The sequence below is a fragment of the Trichocoleus sp. DQ-A3 genome (assembly GCF_039961975.1).
Lineage (GTDB): Bacteria > Cyanobacteriota > Cyanobacteriia > Cyanobacteriales > FACHB-T130 > FACHB-T130.
In genome coordinates this window covers 387,087-403,229 of record NZ_JAMPKC010000001.1, presented here as the reverse complement: position 1 = coordinate 403,229, position 16,143 = coordinate 387,087, and the positions used below count along the sequence as shown (strand labels likewise).

Sequence of the window (16,143 nt, the reverse complement as noted above, 5' to 3'; positions counted from 1 at the left end):
TTCTAACCAGGAGAATGTCGGTTCTCAGACTATTTGAAAATTTGCTTGCAGTTCTCTACCCAAACAATCAGGGAAGAAGTTCTCGAATGCGTGCGTCGAGAGTAAAGATAAAACTAGAAAATTTTGCCTTTTTCAGCAGCTGATAGAGGTAAAAAAAGTAAAAGAATGAACGATACCACAGTGCTATTTCGTCCAGTGGGTCAAAAAGAGCTAGATTTGATCCGACAAAGCGGTTATAGTGCCTTTCCAGCTCGGCTTCCCTACCAACCGATATTTTATCCAGTGCTAACTGAGGCGTATGCCGTGCAGATTGCTAGAGATTGGAATACGAAAGATGAAGCTTCTGGCTATGTAGGTTATGTCACCCGCTTTTATGTGAAAACGGAATTTCTAGTGCAGTATGACGTGCAGACAGTGGGGAGTTCTCAACACCAAGAGTATTGGATACCAGCGGAGGATTTAGCAGAGTTCAACCAAAATATCGTCGGGAAGATAGAAGCGATCGCTAAATTTCAACCCAAACCAGAAACCGCATCATAAAATGTTTTTTTCTTAGCAGATACGACCTCGCTTCCCTGCGGCTGAGTGACCCACAGGGTTGCTTCCCACCCATCTTTCATCCACAGGTTCCGAAGCTAGCTGATAACGGCTATCTGAAGAAAGCCGAATTTGCTGGGAGTGGTTATCTAAGCTGGCATGAATTGTAAACATACCGAAAATCAAAACATCTCCAGCTTTGAAATCGGCGGTTAGCCAACGTCCTCCGTATTTTTTTCGCAGAGAAACTGGATTTTTTGATAACGCCCCATTCCACCACTTTTCACCAGATGCATACAATTGGGCAGTCTTTCGGTTGTAACAATAACTATCTACATCCTTGCGCCCATAATCGTTTTTAATCCTTTCCAGCCGATGCGAGTTTTCTAAAATTATCAACCCTCCCATCTCCAGAGATACGTCGCCCAACGGTGTCCAAGTTGTGTAAAGGTCATGAGTTCCCCGTCCCATGTACACGATATCGCAATGAGCATAAGTACCATGACCGGGGGCAACTGCCCTTAACCAGGTGTAATCGAAAGGTCGGACATCTCCGCCTAAAAAAACTTGATAAAATTCCATCATTCGACCCGAATAAAGCAGTTTTTTAATTGCCTGACTTTGGGCTGCTAAATCGGGTCTAAAATGCATTTTCAATCCCGGCTTTGCCACGCATTCTAGAATCGGGTGTCCGGGTTTGAGACAATCTTCTGCGGCTAAGAGTTCGGCAATTTCCTGACGGCTTTGCCAAACTTCTTGGGAATTTAGAAGTGCCCGAAGGTATAAATACCCGTCCTGTTGCATCCGCTGGCGCAGTTTCTGGGGCTGATTGAGTAAATTTGAAGAATCGCTTAAATAACCAAAAGCTTCGCTGCTGCAATCGAGTTCGTAACCTAAAGAAGTGAGGACGGTTTTCTCAGGTAAGACGATCATCACTCAGTATTTAAAGTTGCTATTCTCACATCTTATTCTCGATATCAGGCAGCAGCCCAGAAACGAGAGATGCGAGGCTACTGCCGCCCCAGCGCCAGCGATTAGACGAACGTTATCAAATCACATAATTGGACAACCCACTTGCTTGAAGGATTGTATTGCTATCCTGTAAGTTAGTTGCCCTGCGCTTGAATCGCCCACTCACTAGAACCATGACCCAGCAACCTAAACGCATATGTATCCTCGGTGGCGGCTTTGGCGGTCTCTACACTGCCCTGCGCTTGAGCCAGTTGCCTTGGGAAAAATCGGAACGTCCGGAAATTGTCCTGGTGGATCGAGATGACCGCTTTTTGTTCACGCCGCTGCTGTATGAACTACTCACCGGGGAACTGCAAACTTGGGAAATTGCTCCACCGTTTCAAGAGATTTTAGCGAACACGGGTGTGCGCTTCTGTCAGGGTGTTGTGGCTGGAATAGATATCCAAGAAAAACTGGTACATTTGCATGATGGCCCTGCCTTCTCCTACGATCGCTTGGTGTTAGCCCTGGGTGGAGAGACGCCGCTAGATATGGTGCCGGGGGCTGCCGAATATGCGTTTCCTTTCCGGACGATTGCTCACGCCTACCGCTTGGAAGAACGGCTGAGAATTTTGGAAGAGTCGGAAACAGATAAAATTCGCATCGCCATTGTGGGGGCGGGTTATTGTGGGGTTGAATTGGCTTGCAAGTTGGCGGATCGCCTTGGCGAACGAGGTCGCATCCGGTTAATTGAACAAGCTGATATGATTCTCCGAACATCGCCAGATTTTAACCGGGAAGCGGCGCGAAAAGCTTTGGAAGAAAGGGGCGTGTGGATCGATTTGGACACGGCAGTGGAGTCGATGTCACCGACTACGATCTCGCTAGTGTACAAAGCACAGGTAGACCCAATCCCAGTGGATTTGGTGCTGTGGACGGTGGGAACGCAAGTGGCAGAGGCAGTGCGATCGCTCGAACTCAAACACAATCAACGCGGTCAAATTACCACTACGCCGACTCTACAAGTGGTTGACCATCCAGAAATCTTTGCCCTTGGCGACCTTTCGGACGCTCGCGACGCTGACGGTCAGCAAATACCGGCAACTGCCCAATCTGCCTTCCAGCAATCAGATTATACTGCCTGGAATATCTGGGCATCGCTGACCGGGCGTCCTTTGCTTCCCTTCCGCTATCAGAGTTTCGGCGAAATCATGACCTTGGGGACGGATAACGCTACTTTCACCGGCATGGGAGTAAAGCTGGATGGTTCCCTCGCCTATCTCTTCCGGCGTCTGGCATATCTGTATCGGATGCCAACGCTCAACCATCAGTTGAAAGTCGGATTCAATTGGATTTCCCAACCTCTGTTGGAAATGTTCTCGAAGTAATCCGGAATGCAGGGTTATCAGCTTGGAGTCAAAGGTGGGCAATGCCCACTTATACAGTTTCACTATATTTATCTCTTAGATTCTCATGTAGGGGCGCGAGGCTTTGTCTCGTGCCCTTACGTTTAGGAAGGAATTGACGCTCCCACGGCTTTAAGGAAGTAGAGCTGTGGGAGCATCAATACTGAGATAGGATTTATGACATGATGATGAATCTAATCGCTGGTTTTGTTGGGTTTGCGATCTTGAGATGGAACGCTAAGGTAGCATGAAGCGCCCCAAAGTTATTTTTCTCGATGCCGTGGGCACCATGTTTGGTGTAAGAGGTAGTGTAGGAGAGGCGTATAGCGCGATCGCCAGTCGGTTTGGCGTCCAAGTCTCTGCTGAGGTGGTGAATCCAGCCTTTTACCAAAGCTTTAAAGCCGCACCGCCGCCAGTTTTTCCAAGCGCAGAACCCCAAGAAATCCCGGATCAGGAATTTGAGTGGTGGAAAGCGATCGCGCTTTCCACATTTGAACAAGTTGGCGTCTTGCCCAAATTTTCCAACTTTCCCAGTTTTTTTAACGAACTCTACGCCTACTTCTCCACCTCTGAACCTTGGTTTGTTTATCCCGATGTTCTTACAGCTTTGGAACAATGGAGAGAAATGGAAATTGAGCTGGGTGTATTGTCAAATTTCGATTCGCGTATCTATTCGGTTTTGCAATCGCTGAATTTAATCGAATTTTTTACTTCTGTGACCATTTCCTCGGAAATTGGTGCTGCCAAACCCGATCCAAAAATTTTTGCCGCTGCGTTGGAGAAACATAACTGCTCGCCTGAGGAAGCATGGCACATTGGCGACAGTCATAAAGAGGACTATCGAGGAGCAAAAGCAGCCGGACTCAAGGGCATTTTTTTAAAGCGCACTGAGTAGAGGGTTGGGACATGATGTAACAGTGTAGTTGTGGCAGCGAAAGGCCACGTATAGCGCGATACGGCCAGCGATGGTTTTTCTCAAGTGCTACTGCCTGTAGTTTCACCATCGTGACTCAAGAGCAACTGTGCTAATCGAGCCATGCTACTGCATCATTTCTACTTGCTTGGAGCGATCGCGTAACTCGTCAACAAGGAGTCATAGATGTCTTTTCTACCTTATGAAAATTTCACTATTACAACTAATCTAGATTCAGAAGAAGTCAAGAGAATATTGGCTGATGTCATTGAACCGCCTAAGACGTTTAGAAATTCTTGGTCTTCGGCATCAAGATCGCATAAACCCTATGAAGGTAAAATTTATGATGATAGTTTCCAAATATCTAGAATTATCCATACCCGAAATTCATTTTTACCAATTATTAAAGGCAAAATTTCCCCTCAAGTTATTGGTTGCTCAATCAATATAACGATGAAATTGCATATTTTTGTATTAATATTTATGGGCTACTGGTTGAGTATGACTGGCAGCATCGGAGTAGGATTTCTATTGGCATTGCTATCAGATAGTCGAATGGGCATAGCTGGTTTGATGCCCCTTGGGATGTTTGTATTTGGTTGTCTTTTATGCATAATTCCTTTTAAAATTGAAGCCAAAAAATCTAAGGAGTTTTTATACAAGCTGTTCAGCGCTTAGTTTACATAAAAATCACACGACAAAAGTATCTAAGAAAAATCCTTCGTTCCATTTGACTAGGAAGAAAGAGCATCGACCAACATTCAAGCAGTTTGATGGGAGCGATCGCGCTAATTTTGTAGCCAGATTAAAACTTGAGTCACTTAATTTTTTGCAGGTGTTACTTGGATGATGCAAGGCTGACTGTTGCACTGCTGGATGTAAAGCCGATCCACATAAGGTTTCTGCCACCTTAAAGGAATCTCTAGTAAATCTCGCGTACCAGTCATGCTTTGTCCTACAAACATTAAGAGTGCAATGCAGCTCAAAATGATGTGAATGGTGCGCCAGCGATTTAACCGATCTTTGTAGATATCTTCAATAATTGCTAACGAAAAAATCATCAGCATTGCCGCTGCGATGCCGATGTAGTAGTGAGACACCAACCACTCGTTGTCCCGACGATAGACGCCTTCTTGGAAGCCGAGAATAATTAAACCTGCGCCGGTTAAGGTTGCAAAAACGCCGCGCCAAAGCCGCTGTTTGGCTTTGTAGAGCAACATTAAAGAGGCAATGGTAGCCGCAAACATTAGGACGATAAAGACAACTTGAAAAGGTGTCTGGCTCCAGATTTGCTTGCTCAAAATATGCTCAAAAATCGGGTAAGCAAGCCCGATGAGGCTAACTCCGACAATAGCACCTGAGAGCCATTTGCCTAATTGGACGTGTTCTTGCCCAACCACTGGCGGAATTTTACTTTTGCCTTCTAAATTTTGCAAGCGGCGTTGGCGAGTCTGCCAAGCGCGGTTGACGACAATGCCAATCAGAGGGAAGACGACTGCAATTGCGATCGCAGGATGAATTAAAGCCGCCAAATCTGCAATTTCCATAACAACCTCAGTATGCGTTGATTTTTAACTACTGAAAGGGGCAAAGCCAAAGGTAGGGTTGAATAAGCGACACCAAATCACCACCGATCCAAACTCTGCTGGATTGACACTAGCAGGAATAGCATAGCGTTGAGCACCACTTATTTTTTGCAAGCGACCGATACTTGCATAATCTTTCTCTTTAATGCCATTTGTTGGAGGTTTTTCAGAACGATACAGAATGACGAATAAATCCAGGCCATTGTCAGTTTTGAAAGCTCGATCTAACTCCAGATAGCGTTTTCAATTTTCTATCACCAAGCGCACAGTTCCTTGGGTATGATGTTCTGATCCCTGAAAAGTCCCAGATTTTGTAGGCGTCTGTGCTACCGATGTAGCAGATGAGCCAGTTAATGGTGCAGGCTAAACATTTGGCTGATTAAAATTGGTTTCTATTGTATTACCTTTTAGCTTCAATGATTACTAAGCTTATCTGGTGCTTAAACAGTCTTATTAACCTCCAGTAATTAGGTAAAACTTTAGAGCATATATAAAAGTTGTAATTACTATAAAGATAAACAACATTACGTATTGTCTAATATTTTTTTCAGTTAGTGCATAATTGAAAATTAGTATATTACTTTTAATTTAAAAAAAACCTATAATTAACTGATTATCAAACAACTTTGAATTAGGAAAGTACAGCGATGACGACTTCATACATTAAAAATAAAATCTCAAAGCGTCAAGTCCTAAAACGAATTTTCCGCCTTCGGATGGCAACGCTGCTCATGGTAGGAATTGTTGTCTTCGCAGCTGCGATCGCTACTGCGTGGTTTGCGGGTGAAGGGAAAATTAGTCAGCTGTTTGCCGAACTCAATACTTTACAAGAGAATCCACCCCTGTGGCTGCAAGCGCCCATGAAGAGTGAATACTTGCTAGTTCCTACGGTTGCTCTGCTAGTAATTGTTTTGATAGTAATGAAAATCTCTCCAAAAACCGACGCTTGGTCTCGGTTTCTTGTAGTAGGGATTTTGCTGGGGTTAACGGGTCGATATATTGTATGGCGATCGCTCTCTACTCTGAATGTTGCTGACCCTCTAAATGGTGTTTTCAGCTTAGGATTATTTTTCATGGAAATGTTGATGTTAAGTAGTAGTACGATCCAGCTTTTTTTGATGCTAAACGTAAAGGATCGACATCGTGAAGCTGACCAGATGGCGAAAAGTGTGATTGATGGCAGCTTTATGCCAACCGTTGATATTTTTATTCCCACTTACAATGAATCTGTATTTATTGTTAAACGCACAATTATTGGTTGCCAAGCTTTAGATTATCCCAATAAAACAGTTTATTTGCTAGATGATACAAAACGCCCAGAAATGCATAAATTGGCTGAGGAGTTGGGCTGCGAATATAAAACCAGACTTGATGATAGACATGCAAAAGCCGGTAATTTAAATCATGCATTCCCTCAAACAAATGGAGAAGTAATTGTTGTATTTGATGCAGACTTTATTCCGACTAAAAAATTTCTTACTCGCACTGTAGGTTTTTTTCAAGATGAAACCGTTGCTCTGGTACAGACACCCCAAAGCTTTTATAACTCCGATCCAATTGCCTACAATTTAGGATTAGAAAACGTCCTAACGCCAGAAGAAGAAGTGTTTTACCGGCAAATTCAACCGATTCGGGATGCAGCGGGTAGTGTTATTTGTTCTGGAACTTCTTTCATTGTTAGGCGTAGTGCTTTAGAAGCAGCGGGTGGCTTTGCCACCGATTCCTTGAGCGAAGATTACTTCACTGGTATTTGTTTATCAGCCCAAGGCTACCGATTAATTTACCTAGATGAAAAGTTAAGTGCTGGATTAGCCGCAGAAAATATTGCCGCTTATGCTACTCAGCGGCTACGGTGGGCACAAGGCACTTTACAAGCGTTCTTTATTAAGGAAAATCCGTTAACAATTCCGGGACTTAGCCCTCTGCAAAGACTGGCTCATTTAGAAGGATTATTACATTGGTTTACCAGTTTGTCGCGGGTTTATTTCCTGTTTATACCCTTGGCTTATTCGTTTTTTGGTGTTATTCCTATTCGGGCAATGACTACTGAATTATTATATTATTTTTTACCTTATTATGTTGTGCAGATTTCAGCTTTTTCCTGGTTAAATTATCGTTCTCGATCAGCTTTGCTCACGGATATTTACACTTTGGTGCTTTGCATTCCTTTAGCGCTAACTGTACTTCAAGCAATGCTGAATCCTTTTTCTAAAGGGTTTAATGTGACGCCTAAGGGAATATCGCGCGATCGCTTTGCTTTCAACTGGAATTTAGCATGGCCTTTGATTATTTTATTTATAGCAAGCGCTGTCAGTTTGTGGCGAAATTTAGGAATGTGCATAATGGCGGTTGGTTTGCAAGGAGCGGAAGTTTACGAGTCAACGGAAGTGTATAAAGGTATCGGCTTGGGTTGGATTTGGAGCGGCTACAATCTGTTAATGATTGGCATTGCGTTATTAATTTTATTGGATTTCCCTAAACCTGATATTTATGAATGGTTTGATTTGCGGAGGGTTATACGTCTGAATGTTAATGGGCAGAATTTTTGGGGCATTACTACCATGATTTCGGAAGCAGGCGCTCAAATTGCCTTAACGCAGGGAGGAATACAAAATAATACCAGTGAAATATTGCCGGTGACATTAGAAATTATGGAAGAACAATTAGAATTGCAGGGCAAAATTATCTACACCGGATTTAGATGTGAGTATCCAACTGTGCGGGTGATTTTTGAAAAACTGACCCTCAAACAATATCGGTGTTTGGTGGAAATGCTATTTTGTCGCCCAGGTCAGTGGAAGCGCCGGGAGACTCCTGGAGAATTTGGCTCTTTATTACTGATTTTCAAAATTTTACTTCGTCCACGAATTTTATTTGATAGAGCGCAAGAAGTGAGAGCGATCGCTGTCTCCAAAATTTAATGACTGTCCGCAAAAGCGATATATACATTTCCCCAAAAGACTGTTTAGAAGGCGATCTGAGGGGCGATGGGTTCTCGATCCCTACGGCGGAGGGGAAGAAGTTCACTTGGCTAGTGTTGATTTTAGGTGCGCGATCGCAACCTTGTATGAAGATGTATTAGCGCTTGGTTGATCGCTGAGTTACCCGCCCGGTTAGCGATAAATTGATTAATTGGCTAACTCATCCAGCGCAGCCTCTTGCCAGCGCTAAGATCGTTAAGCACTGTTTCGCTCTGCCCTCATGTCTGACCGTGTCAATCTTTCGGATGCTTTACCAACTGAGTCCTCAAATGGGCACCATTCCACGGGTGTAAATCAAAACAGCCAGAACGCGATTCGCATTCGCGGCGCTAGGCAGCACAACCTGAAGAATATCGATCTGGAACTACCGCGCGATCGCTTAATTGTCTTTACTGGCGTCTCTGGTTCCGGCAAGTCTTCCCTCGCCTTTGATACCATCTTTGCAGAAGGACAGCGGCGCTACGTGGAGTCCCTGAGTGCCTATGCGCGGCAATTCTTGGGGCAGTTGGATAAGCCAGATGTGGATGCGATTGAGGGACTGAGTCCGGCAATTTCGATTGACCAAAAATCGACCTCTCACAACCCCCGCTCAACGGTTGGCACGGTAACGGAAATTTACGACTATCTGCGGTTGCTGTTTGGACGCGCGGGTGAACCCCACTGTCCCCTCTGCGATCGCTCGATTGCACCTCAGACGATTGATGAAATGTGCGATCGCATTCTGGAACTGCCCGATGGCACCCGTTTCCAAATCTTAGCCCCTGTGGTGCGCGGCAAAAAGGGCACCCATCAAAAATTGCTCTCCAGCCTGGTTTCTGAAGGATTTGCTCGCGTCAGAGTTGATGGAGAGGTGTTTCAACTGTCCGATTCTATTGAATTAGATAAAAATTATACACACACGATTGAAATTGTCGTTGACCGACTGATTAAGAAACCCGGTATTCAGGAGCGTCTAACCGATTCTCTCAGCACTTGTCTGCGTCATGCCAGTGGAATTGCGGTCATTGAGGTATTAAAAGATACATCAAACTCCAAACAATCCGACCAATTAAATAATTCGTATACGGAAAATACCACAAAAAATGAAAGTGGGCAAGAAAACTCTACAAACGCTGAGAATTCCCATCAGGAAAGCTCCAACGAATTAGTCTTTTCAGAAAACTTTGCTTGCCCGGAACATGGGGCGGTGATGGATGAACTTTCTCCGCGATTGTTCTCCTTTAACTCCCCTTATGGTGCTTGTCCTCAGTGTCACGGATTGGGTAGCTTGCGGACATTTTCACCAGAGTTATTGGTACCTTTTCCGGAGTCGCCGGTGTATGCTGCGATCGCGCCTTGGTCAGAAAAGGATAATTCTTACTATCTCTCCCTTCTATACAATGTCGGACAAGCGTATGGCTTTGAAATCCAGACACCCTGGAATCAGCTAACAGCAGAACAGCAGCACATCATTATGTATGGTGCTGACAAATCAATCTGGAACGAAAGTCGAAATGATTTTAGACGGTATGCAGGCGTTATTGCTATCCTCCAGAAGCAATACGATGAAACGAGTTCCGAACTCATTAAACAAAAAATGGAGCAATATCTCGTCGAGCAGCCGTGTGAAGTGTGCGCCGGGAAGCGATTGAAACCGGAAGCCTTGGCTGTGCGATTGGGACAGTATCGGATGCTCGATTTGACAAGCGTTGATATTGGGGAAAGTCGAGAACGAATTAATAATTTAAAATTGAGCGATCGCCAGTTTCAAATAGGCGATTTGGTACTTAGAGAAATTAAAGCTAGGCTGCAATTTCTCCTCGATGTTGGCTTAGATTATCTGACGCTTGACCGTCCGGCAATGACACTTTCGGGCGGAGAAGCGCAACGAATTCGCCTTGCAACCCAAATTGGTTCGGGTTTAACCGGCGTCCTCTACGTGTTAGATGAACCGAGTATCGGACTGCATCAGCGAGATAATGGACGCTTGCTGCAAACTTTAATTAAACTCCGCGATTTGGGCAATACATTAATTGTGGTCGAGCATGATGAAGAAACGATTCGTGCGGCTGACCACATTGTTGATATTGGCCCTAGTGCGGGCGTTCATGGTGGAAGAATTGTTTCTCAAGGTGACTTAGAGACATTGTTAGCAGCAGAAGATTCCCTAACAGGTGCTTATTTGTCGGGACGGCAAGTGATTGAAACACCTGCACAGAGGAGAGAGGGAAATGGGCGATCGCTAATTCTCAAAAATGCCTACCGCAACAACTTACAAAATATAGATGTCGAAATTCCACTGGGTAAACTTGTCTGCATCACCGGCGTTTCTGGTTCCGGCAAATCTACTCTAATTAACGAATTACTTTACCCAGCCTTACAACACCACCTCACCCGCAAAGTTCCCTTCCCGAAACATTTGGAAGCCATCAAGGGATTGAACGCAATTGATAAAGCAATTGTCATCGACCAATCTCCAATTGGACGTACCCCTCGTTCTAATCCAGCTACCTATACAGGTATATTTGATGCGATTCGAGATGTATTTTCACAAACGATAGAAGCAAAAGCGAGAGGTTACAAACCGGGGCAATTTTCTTTCAATGTTAAAGGTGGACGCTGCGAAGCTTGTGGCGGACAAGGCGTGAATGTGATTGAGATGAATTTTCTGCCAGATGTCTACGTACAGTGCGAAGTTTGTAAAGGCGATCGCTACAACCGAGAAACTTTACAGGTAAAGTACAAAAACAAGTCGATTTCTGATGTTCTCAACATGACCGTAGAAGAAGCTTTGGAATTTTTTATAAATATCCCTAAAGCATCAACACGGTTGCAAACTTTGGTAGATGTGGGACTCGGTTATATCCGTTTAGGACAAACTGCACCTACTCTTTCCGGTGGTGAAGCGCAACGAGTGAAGTTAGCCTCAGAACTCTCTCGTCGTGCTACCGGGAAGACGCTTTATTTAATCGATGAACCGACAACGGGTTTATCTTTTTACGATGTCCACAAGTTGCTAGATGTGTTACAGAGATTGGTAGATAAAGGCAATTCAATTTTAGTCATCGAACACAATTTAGATGTAATTCGTTGCGCCGATTGGCTTATCGATTTGGGACCGGAAGGCGGAAATAAAGGTGGAGAGTTAATTGCGGTGGGAACGCCAGAAAAAGTGGCAGAGAATCCGAGGTCTTATACCGGGCAATATTTGAAACAAGTGTTGCAGCAGCATCCCCCAAAATGACAACTTTTAATTTGTCAATCTACTAACCGCAATCGCGCAATACCAGTCTAAAAATCGACAGATTTTTAATACTGGCTTTTCGCCAGATGCCTGCTGGGAAAAAAGCGCATTTCCTCAATTCAGCAACTGCCCGCACCCTAGAAGTCTGGGGCTACATAAACGAAGCCTGCCGGGATCAGGCTTTAACTTAAAATTCTCTTTATTTTCTGCCAATCAAAAGATAAGTTGTCATCTCGCCTTTACCCTTGACGTGGATAAGACCCCGTTCCTCAAAAACATATTCGTCTCGTAATAACTCATAGGTAGTGGCAGTGACTTGAATTCGACCCGCAAGACCGTGAGATTCCATCCGAGAAGCTGTATTTACCGTATCGCCCCACAAATCATAGATAAACTTTTTGATACCAATGACGCCAGCAACGACGGGTCCCGTACTAATGCCGACTCGAATCTGAAAATTTTTCGCATTTTTGAGGTTAAATAGCGCGATCGCATCTTGCATATCCAGCGCCATGTCAGCTATCGCCTGGGCATGATCGTTGCGGGGCATTGGCAAACCGCCGACAACCATATAGGCATCCCCAATTGTCTTTATTTTCTCCAAACCATGCAGTTCGGATAGGCGATCGAACGCAGAAAATATCTTGTTGAGTAATTCGACAAGTTCGGTGGGTGATGTATCGGCAGAAAGTTGGGTAAAGCCAACAATATCAGCAAACAAAACGGTAACTTCGGCAAAGCTATCGGCAATTGTGCTTTCCTGAAGTTTTAATCGCTCAGCAATCGGGGCAGGTAAGATGTTGAGCAGCAGCAGTTCCGATTGTTCCTGTTGATAGCGCAGTGCTTCTTCTGCGACCTTGCGATTGGTAATATCTTGGACAGTGCCTTCGTAGTAAAGAATTCTCCCTTGAGAATTCTTTACCGTGCGGGCGGTTTCCAAAATCCAGATAGTGCTGCCGTCCTGGCGGTAAATTTGAGACTCAAACCGAGATACAGAATCATACTTTTGCATGGCAGCAATAAATTCCGTCCGTCGGTTTGGGTCAACATAAAGTTGCCGCTCAACGCTCGTCACATTGGCGATTAATTCCTCCGGGGACGAGTAGCCATAAAGGCGTGCGAGGGCAGGATTCGCACTGATGAAGCGTCCATCCGGTGTCGTTTGAAAAATGCCTTCAACTGCGTTTTCAAAGATGCTGCGATATCGTTCTTCGGCTTGCCGAAGTGCGCCTTCCACTTGCTTGCGCTCGGTAATGTCGCGGGAATTAACCACGATGCCTGCCACGAAGGGATCGGCTAGCAAATTGCTCCCAGTTGATTCTAGAAAACACCAGGAGCCGTCTTTTCGGGGAAAACGATATTCGATGGAAAAAACACTCTGAGGGTTGTTAAGCGCCTCATGGAAAGCTTCTAAAACGCGGCGACGATCCTCTGGGTGAATCATGCCCAAGGTGTGTACCCCGGTCAATTCCTCTGGTTGGTAGCCCAAAATACTCACAATCGAAGGACTTTGATAGCGGGTAATGCCATCTGCGTCATAAATGGCGATTAGATCCGAACTGTTGAGAATCAGCGAGCGAAATTTCGCTTCACTATTCGCGAGGGCGGTTTCTGCTTGTTTGCGATCGCTCGCTTCCATTGCCAAAGCAGCCATATACGCTAAATAAGTCGCAAAGTTCTGATCCTCCAACGCCCACTGCCTTTGCGTACTCATGTGTTCCAGACAAAGCACCCCCATCGTCCGTCCACCTACCCGAATCGGGACATCCAACATCGAAGCAATGCCTAAAGGAGCTAAATAAGCCGCGGAAAACTCCTTCGTCCGAGGATCTGTATGGGCATCAGAAGCCGCGATCGCGCGTTCCTCTTCTAGTGCTTGGAAATAGCCCGGATAGTCTACTCGGTACAGCTCCATGCCCCAGCTATGCCGCTCCTGAGTGACTTCGTACAAGTCAACACAGAGCAATTTTGGATTGGGTTGGGATGTGGTAGAAGCCGGTTCCTGAGTCTCAACGATTTCTTGTTGATAAAGCCAGATACTTGCTCGTGCGACGCCCAGTGTGTTTGTGGCTGTCTCGGTAATCTCCTGCCAAGCCGCGCTCAAATCGCCCGTGTATAAAGCCTGACACGTAGCCAGTTCCATCAGCGCCCGCTGCTGTCTGCAAAGCCGAGTCTCGCTTTCTTGGAGTGCGGCTTCCGTCTGCTTGCGCTGAATGACGGAAGCCAGCTGAGCCGCAACGCCCGATACTAGCTCCACCATCTGCCGGTCTTCTTCCTGGCTGTCGAAGCTGAAGAAAACCAGAACAGCTAGCACTTGTGGCTGCTGTAGGGGCACCCCAGCGCTTTGCCCGTCCTGAATCGGCAGGGGGGACGATTCCCAAAACGTTGCCGCAATAATCGGAATGGCGAAACTTGCTTTCAATCCGCTTTCTCGTGCAATTGCGACACGATCAAAAACGGCTGGTGGCTGAATTGAAACATCATCAATCCACTCTGGCTGCTGCGATGACCAAACTCGTCCCGGCAATCCGTTCCAGGATGCAAAAGTGAGCTTCTGGCTGAAGTGTCTGAATTTCTTCAAGGCGGGGGATATTTTCTCCTTACCGCCATACCAACCCCGACTGCATTCGAGAAAGTCACCCGTTGGGTGGGGAATCCAAGCTTCCCCAAAACTCCAGCCGATTGTCTCGCAAACCTTGCCCAGCGTGACTTGCAAAGCTGAGTGAAAATCTGAGGCATCCGCGATCGCTTGCGTCGTCGTCTGCAACAAACGGATTTCTTCTTGGGCTTGTTTGCGATCGCTAATATCTCGAACCACGCCACACACGACCTCTCTGCCACCATAGGAAATCGAGTTGGCACTCACTTCCACATCCACCAGCGTTCCATCTTTACGCCGGTAGCGTCGTTCACCTAGGTAGTGCTGTTTATCAGCTAGGATTTGGTTGATATTTAAGTCAGCGCTGTCTTGGGTGTGGGGAATGAGATCGTAAAGGGTCAGATGTAGAATTTCTTCATGGCTGTAACCGAGCAAGCGATTAAAGGCAGTATTGGCTTCCAGAATTTGAGAAGAGCGAGCATCAATCAGAACAATCCCTTCTGAAGCTTGCTCAACCACGGCGCGGTGACGTTCTTCGCTTTCAATGCGATCGCGTCCAGATTTTTCCAACGCTTCTAGCATCCCATTAATCGTCAGTGCCAAGCTGGATAATTCATCCTTTCCGGGAGTCGATACCCGCAGCGAAAGATCGCTACTCGCGCCAATTTTCCGAACTTCCCCACTCAAAGCTGCCAACCGAGATAGCACCAATCGCTCTATCAGCAGCAGCGTCACTCCACCAAATACCAGTCCTACTACCAACAGACACAAGATGAGATAGACTAGGCGAATCTTTCCTTGCCTGTAGATTTCTCTGGGGACATCCACCCGCAACAGCAAAGCCGGTTTGCCATAAATGTCTTTAATCCGGGCGTATCCAGAAATCGTGTCTTCATCGCGCGATCGCACCAGAATTGGGCGTTGTTCTGACAAAGCAGAACGCACGGCTTGAAAGTCCGCAGGCATTTGAGGATCGTTCATCCCGTACATCATCACGGGCAAACGGTTGATTCTTGCCAACTTCTCGATCGTCCGATTGTCTATATAGCGCCCGAAGATCAAAGTTCCTCGGATAGAACCTTTGCCATTTGAAGGCAAAATCGGCTGCGAACTAATCAGCATTGGCCCTTCCGGAAGCAGAATGATTCCTGACAGGATGCGATTAGAATGGGGACGCTCTAAAAGCCGGTCGTTGAGAGCCAGGTGTTGTTTGAGGGCCGGTGGAATCGGTGTTTTTTTCTGATTTTTTAGATCGAACCCAGTCCCAAAGACAATTTCACCCCTGTTATTGATAAACAGCACCAAGTTGATCTGCAAGTTGTAGAGCGATTCTGGATTTAGATTCGACTCCCGATAAGCTTGGTTTGGGTTGTTAATAAAGTTATAGGTGTCATCCCACGATGACCAATCGCGAAATCTAGAACTAAAGTCATCGCCAGTTTGGCTAAAAACATTCAGAACTGCCTTAACCATCTGACGGGTATTTTGATCCTCAGCGTGTTTGAGGCTCCGCAACAAAACGATGGAAGAGGTAGCATATAGCACCCCTACCAGACCGACGAGTGTCGCGCCAATGACCATTAGTGTCTTCGTTCGCAGTCTCATGCTTTAGTGCTGAGTCCGTCCTGTAAAGGCGGGTTGACCCGTCCTAGCTAAGTGTTGAGAGGGGAAGTCAAATTATCTCCTTTATTGTTCCTCGTAAACTCGGCATTCGATACGATTTCTGCCAAAATCTACCTCCAGACGTTTGACGAAAAGCGGGATCGCTAAATACTGCGTCAACAAGCTGTGTTCGAGAAGCACCCTGGATGGCGAAAACCCCGAAACCCAACAGGAGGAAGGTTAGGGTTGGATGCCAACATCCTAGCTGCGTTCAGAACGACAGCTACAGTCTCTAATCAATAACAACGAGAAACTACTTGACGATCCGGACGCGATCGCTCACTC

General features: G+C 45.8%; 10 protein-coding genes and 1 pseudogene. 7 read left to right on the top strand and 4 right to left on the bottom strand.

Annotated features, from left to right (window positions below; genetic code table 11):
• Nucleotides 1-165 precede the first annotated feature (165 nt).
• Complete coding sequence (locus tag NDI44_RS01675; RefSeq protein ID WP_190413223.1) at nt 166-540, top strand: hypothetical protein; 375 nt, start codon at nt 166-168, stop codon at nt 538-540.
• Between the two features lie 12 nt (nt 541-552).
• Here NDI44_RS01675 and NDI44_RS01670 read toward each other — a convergent pair whose 3' ends face one another.
• Nucleotides 553-1,470 carry a phytanoyl-CoA dioxygenase family protein gene (locus NDI44_RS01670; protein ID WP_190413221.1) on the bottom strand — a complete coding sequence of 306 codons (918 nt, stop codon included), beginning with the start codon at nt 1,468-1,470 and terminating at the stop codon, nt 553-555.
• A gap of 212 nt (nt 1,471-1,682) precedes the next feature.
• Between NDI44_RS01670 and NDI44_RS01665 the strand changes: the two genes are divergently transcribed.
• The 3 genes from NDI44_RS01665 to NDI44_RS01655 all read left to right on the top strand — a co-directional run bounded on the left by NDI44_RS01665 (nt 1,683) and on the right by NDI44_RS01655 (nt 4,485).
• A complete protein-coding gene (locus NDI44_RS01665) occupies nt 1,683-2,876 on the top strand; it encodes an NAD(P)/FAD-dependent oxidoreductase (protein ID WP_190413219.1) in 1,194 nt (397 codons plus the stop codon).
• A gap of 265 nt (nt 2,877-3,141) precedes the next feature.
• On the top strand, nt 3,142-3,789 hold the full coding sequence (locus tag NDI44_RS01660; protein WP_190413217.1) for an HAD family hydrolase: 648 nt from the start codon (nt 3,142-3,144) through the stop codon (nt 3,787-3,789).
• A 204-nt stretch (nt 3,790-3,993) separates the two neighbouring features.
• Nucleotides 3,994-4,485, top strand: a complete 492-nt coding sequence (locus tag NDI44_RS01655) for a hypothetical protein (RefSeq protein WP_190413215.1) — start codon at nt 3,994-3,996, stop codon at nt 4,483-4,485.
• A 143-nt stretch (nt 4,486-4,628) separates the two neighbouring features.
• Here NDI44_RS01655 and NDI44_RS01650 read toward each other — a convergent pair whose 3' ends face one another.
• The gene (locus NDI44_RS01650; RefSeq protein ID WP_190413213.1) at nt 4,629-5,354 is read right to left on the bottom strand and encodes a DUF4079 domain-containing protein; all 726 of its coding nucleotides are present in this window, start codon (nt 5,352-5,354) and stop codon (nt 4,629-4,631) included.
• Between the two features lie 24 nt (nt 5,355-5,378).
• Nucleotides 5,379-5,627 (bottom strand): DM13 domain-containing protein, encoded by a 249-nt coding sequence (locus NDI44_RS01645; RefSeq protein WP_199302826.1) that lies wholly within the window; start codon nt 5,625-5,627, stop codon nt 5,379-5,381.
• Between the two features lie 413 nt (nt 5,628-6,040).
• On the opposite strand from NDI44_RS01645, the gene NDI44_RS01640 reads away from it, so the two are divergent.
• The 3 genes and pseudogenes from NDI44_RS01640 (at nt 6,041) to uvrA (ending at nt 11,597) form a co-directional block, all read left to right on the top strand.
• Nucleotides 6,041-8,314 carry a glycosyltransferase gene (locus NDI44_RS01640; RefSeq protein ID WP_190413211.1) on the top strand — a complete coding sequence of 758 codons (2,274 nt, stop codon included), beginning with the start codon at nt 6,041-6,043 and terminating at the stop codon, nt 8,312-8,314.
• A gap of 43 nt (nt 8,315-8,357) precedes the next feature.
• A pseudogene (locus NDI44_RS01635) lies at nt 8,358-8,486 on the top strand (Uma2 family endonuclease); the annotation flags it as partial.
• Between the two features lie 108 nt (nt 8,487-8,594).
• Nucleotides 8,595-11,597 carry an excinuclease ABC subunit UvrA gene (gene uvrA, locus NDI44_RS01630; RefSeq protein WP_190413209.1) on the top strand — a complete coding sequence of 1,001 codons (3,003 nt, stop codon included), beginning with the start codon at nt 8,595-8,597 and terminating at the stop codon, nt 11,595-11,597.
• A 199-nt stretch (nt 11,598-11,796) separates the two neighbouring features.
• Here uvrA and NDI44_RS01625 read toward each other — a convergent pair whose 3' ends face one another.
• Nucleotides 11,797-15,801: a PAS domain S-box protein gene (locus NDI44_RS01625; protein ID WP_190413207.1), complete on the bottom strand. Its 4,005-nt coding sequence runs from the start codon at nt 15,799-15,801 to the stop codon at nt 11,797-11,799.
• Nucleotides 15,802-16,143: the final 342 nt, after the last annotated feature.

Bases quoted from the DNA above. Each gene is read 5' to 3' on its own strand.
- NDI44_RS01675 (WP_190413223.1), top strand. From the start codon at position 166: ATGAACGATACCACAGTGCTATTTCGTCCAGTGGGTCAAAAAGAGCTA.
- NDI44_RS01670 (WP_190413221.1), bottom strand. From the start codon at position 1,470: ATGATCGTCTTACCTGAGAAAACCGTCCTCACTTCTTTAGGTTACGAA.
- NDI44_RS01665 (WP_190413219.1), top strand. From the start codon at position 1,683: ATGACCCAGCAACCTAAACGCATATGTATCCTCGGTGGCGGCTTTGGC.
- NDI44_RS01660 (WP_190413217.1), top strand. From the start codon at position 3,142: ATGAAGCGCCCCAAAGTTATTTTTCTCGATGCCGTGGGCACCATGTTT.
- NDI44_RS01655 (WP_190413215.1), top strand. From the start codon at position 3,994: ATGTCTTTTCTACCTTATGAAAATTTCACTATTACAACTAATCTAGAT.
- NDI44_RS01650 (WP_190413213.1), bottom strand. From the start codon at position 5,354: ATGGAAATTGCAGATTTGGCGGCTTTAATTCATCCTGCGATCGCAATT.
- NDI44_RS01640 (WP_190413211.1), top strand. From the start codon at position 6,041: ATGACGACTTCATACATTAAAAATAAAATCTCAAAGCGTCAAGTCCTA.
- uvrA (WP_190413209.1), top strand. From the start codon at position 8,595: ATGTCTGACCGTGTCAATCTTTCGGATGCTTTACCAACTGAGTCCTCA.
- NDI44_RS01625 (WP_190413207.1), bottom strand. From the start codon at position 15,801: ATGAGACTGCGAACGAAGACACTAATGGTCATTGGCGCGACACTCGTC.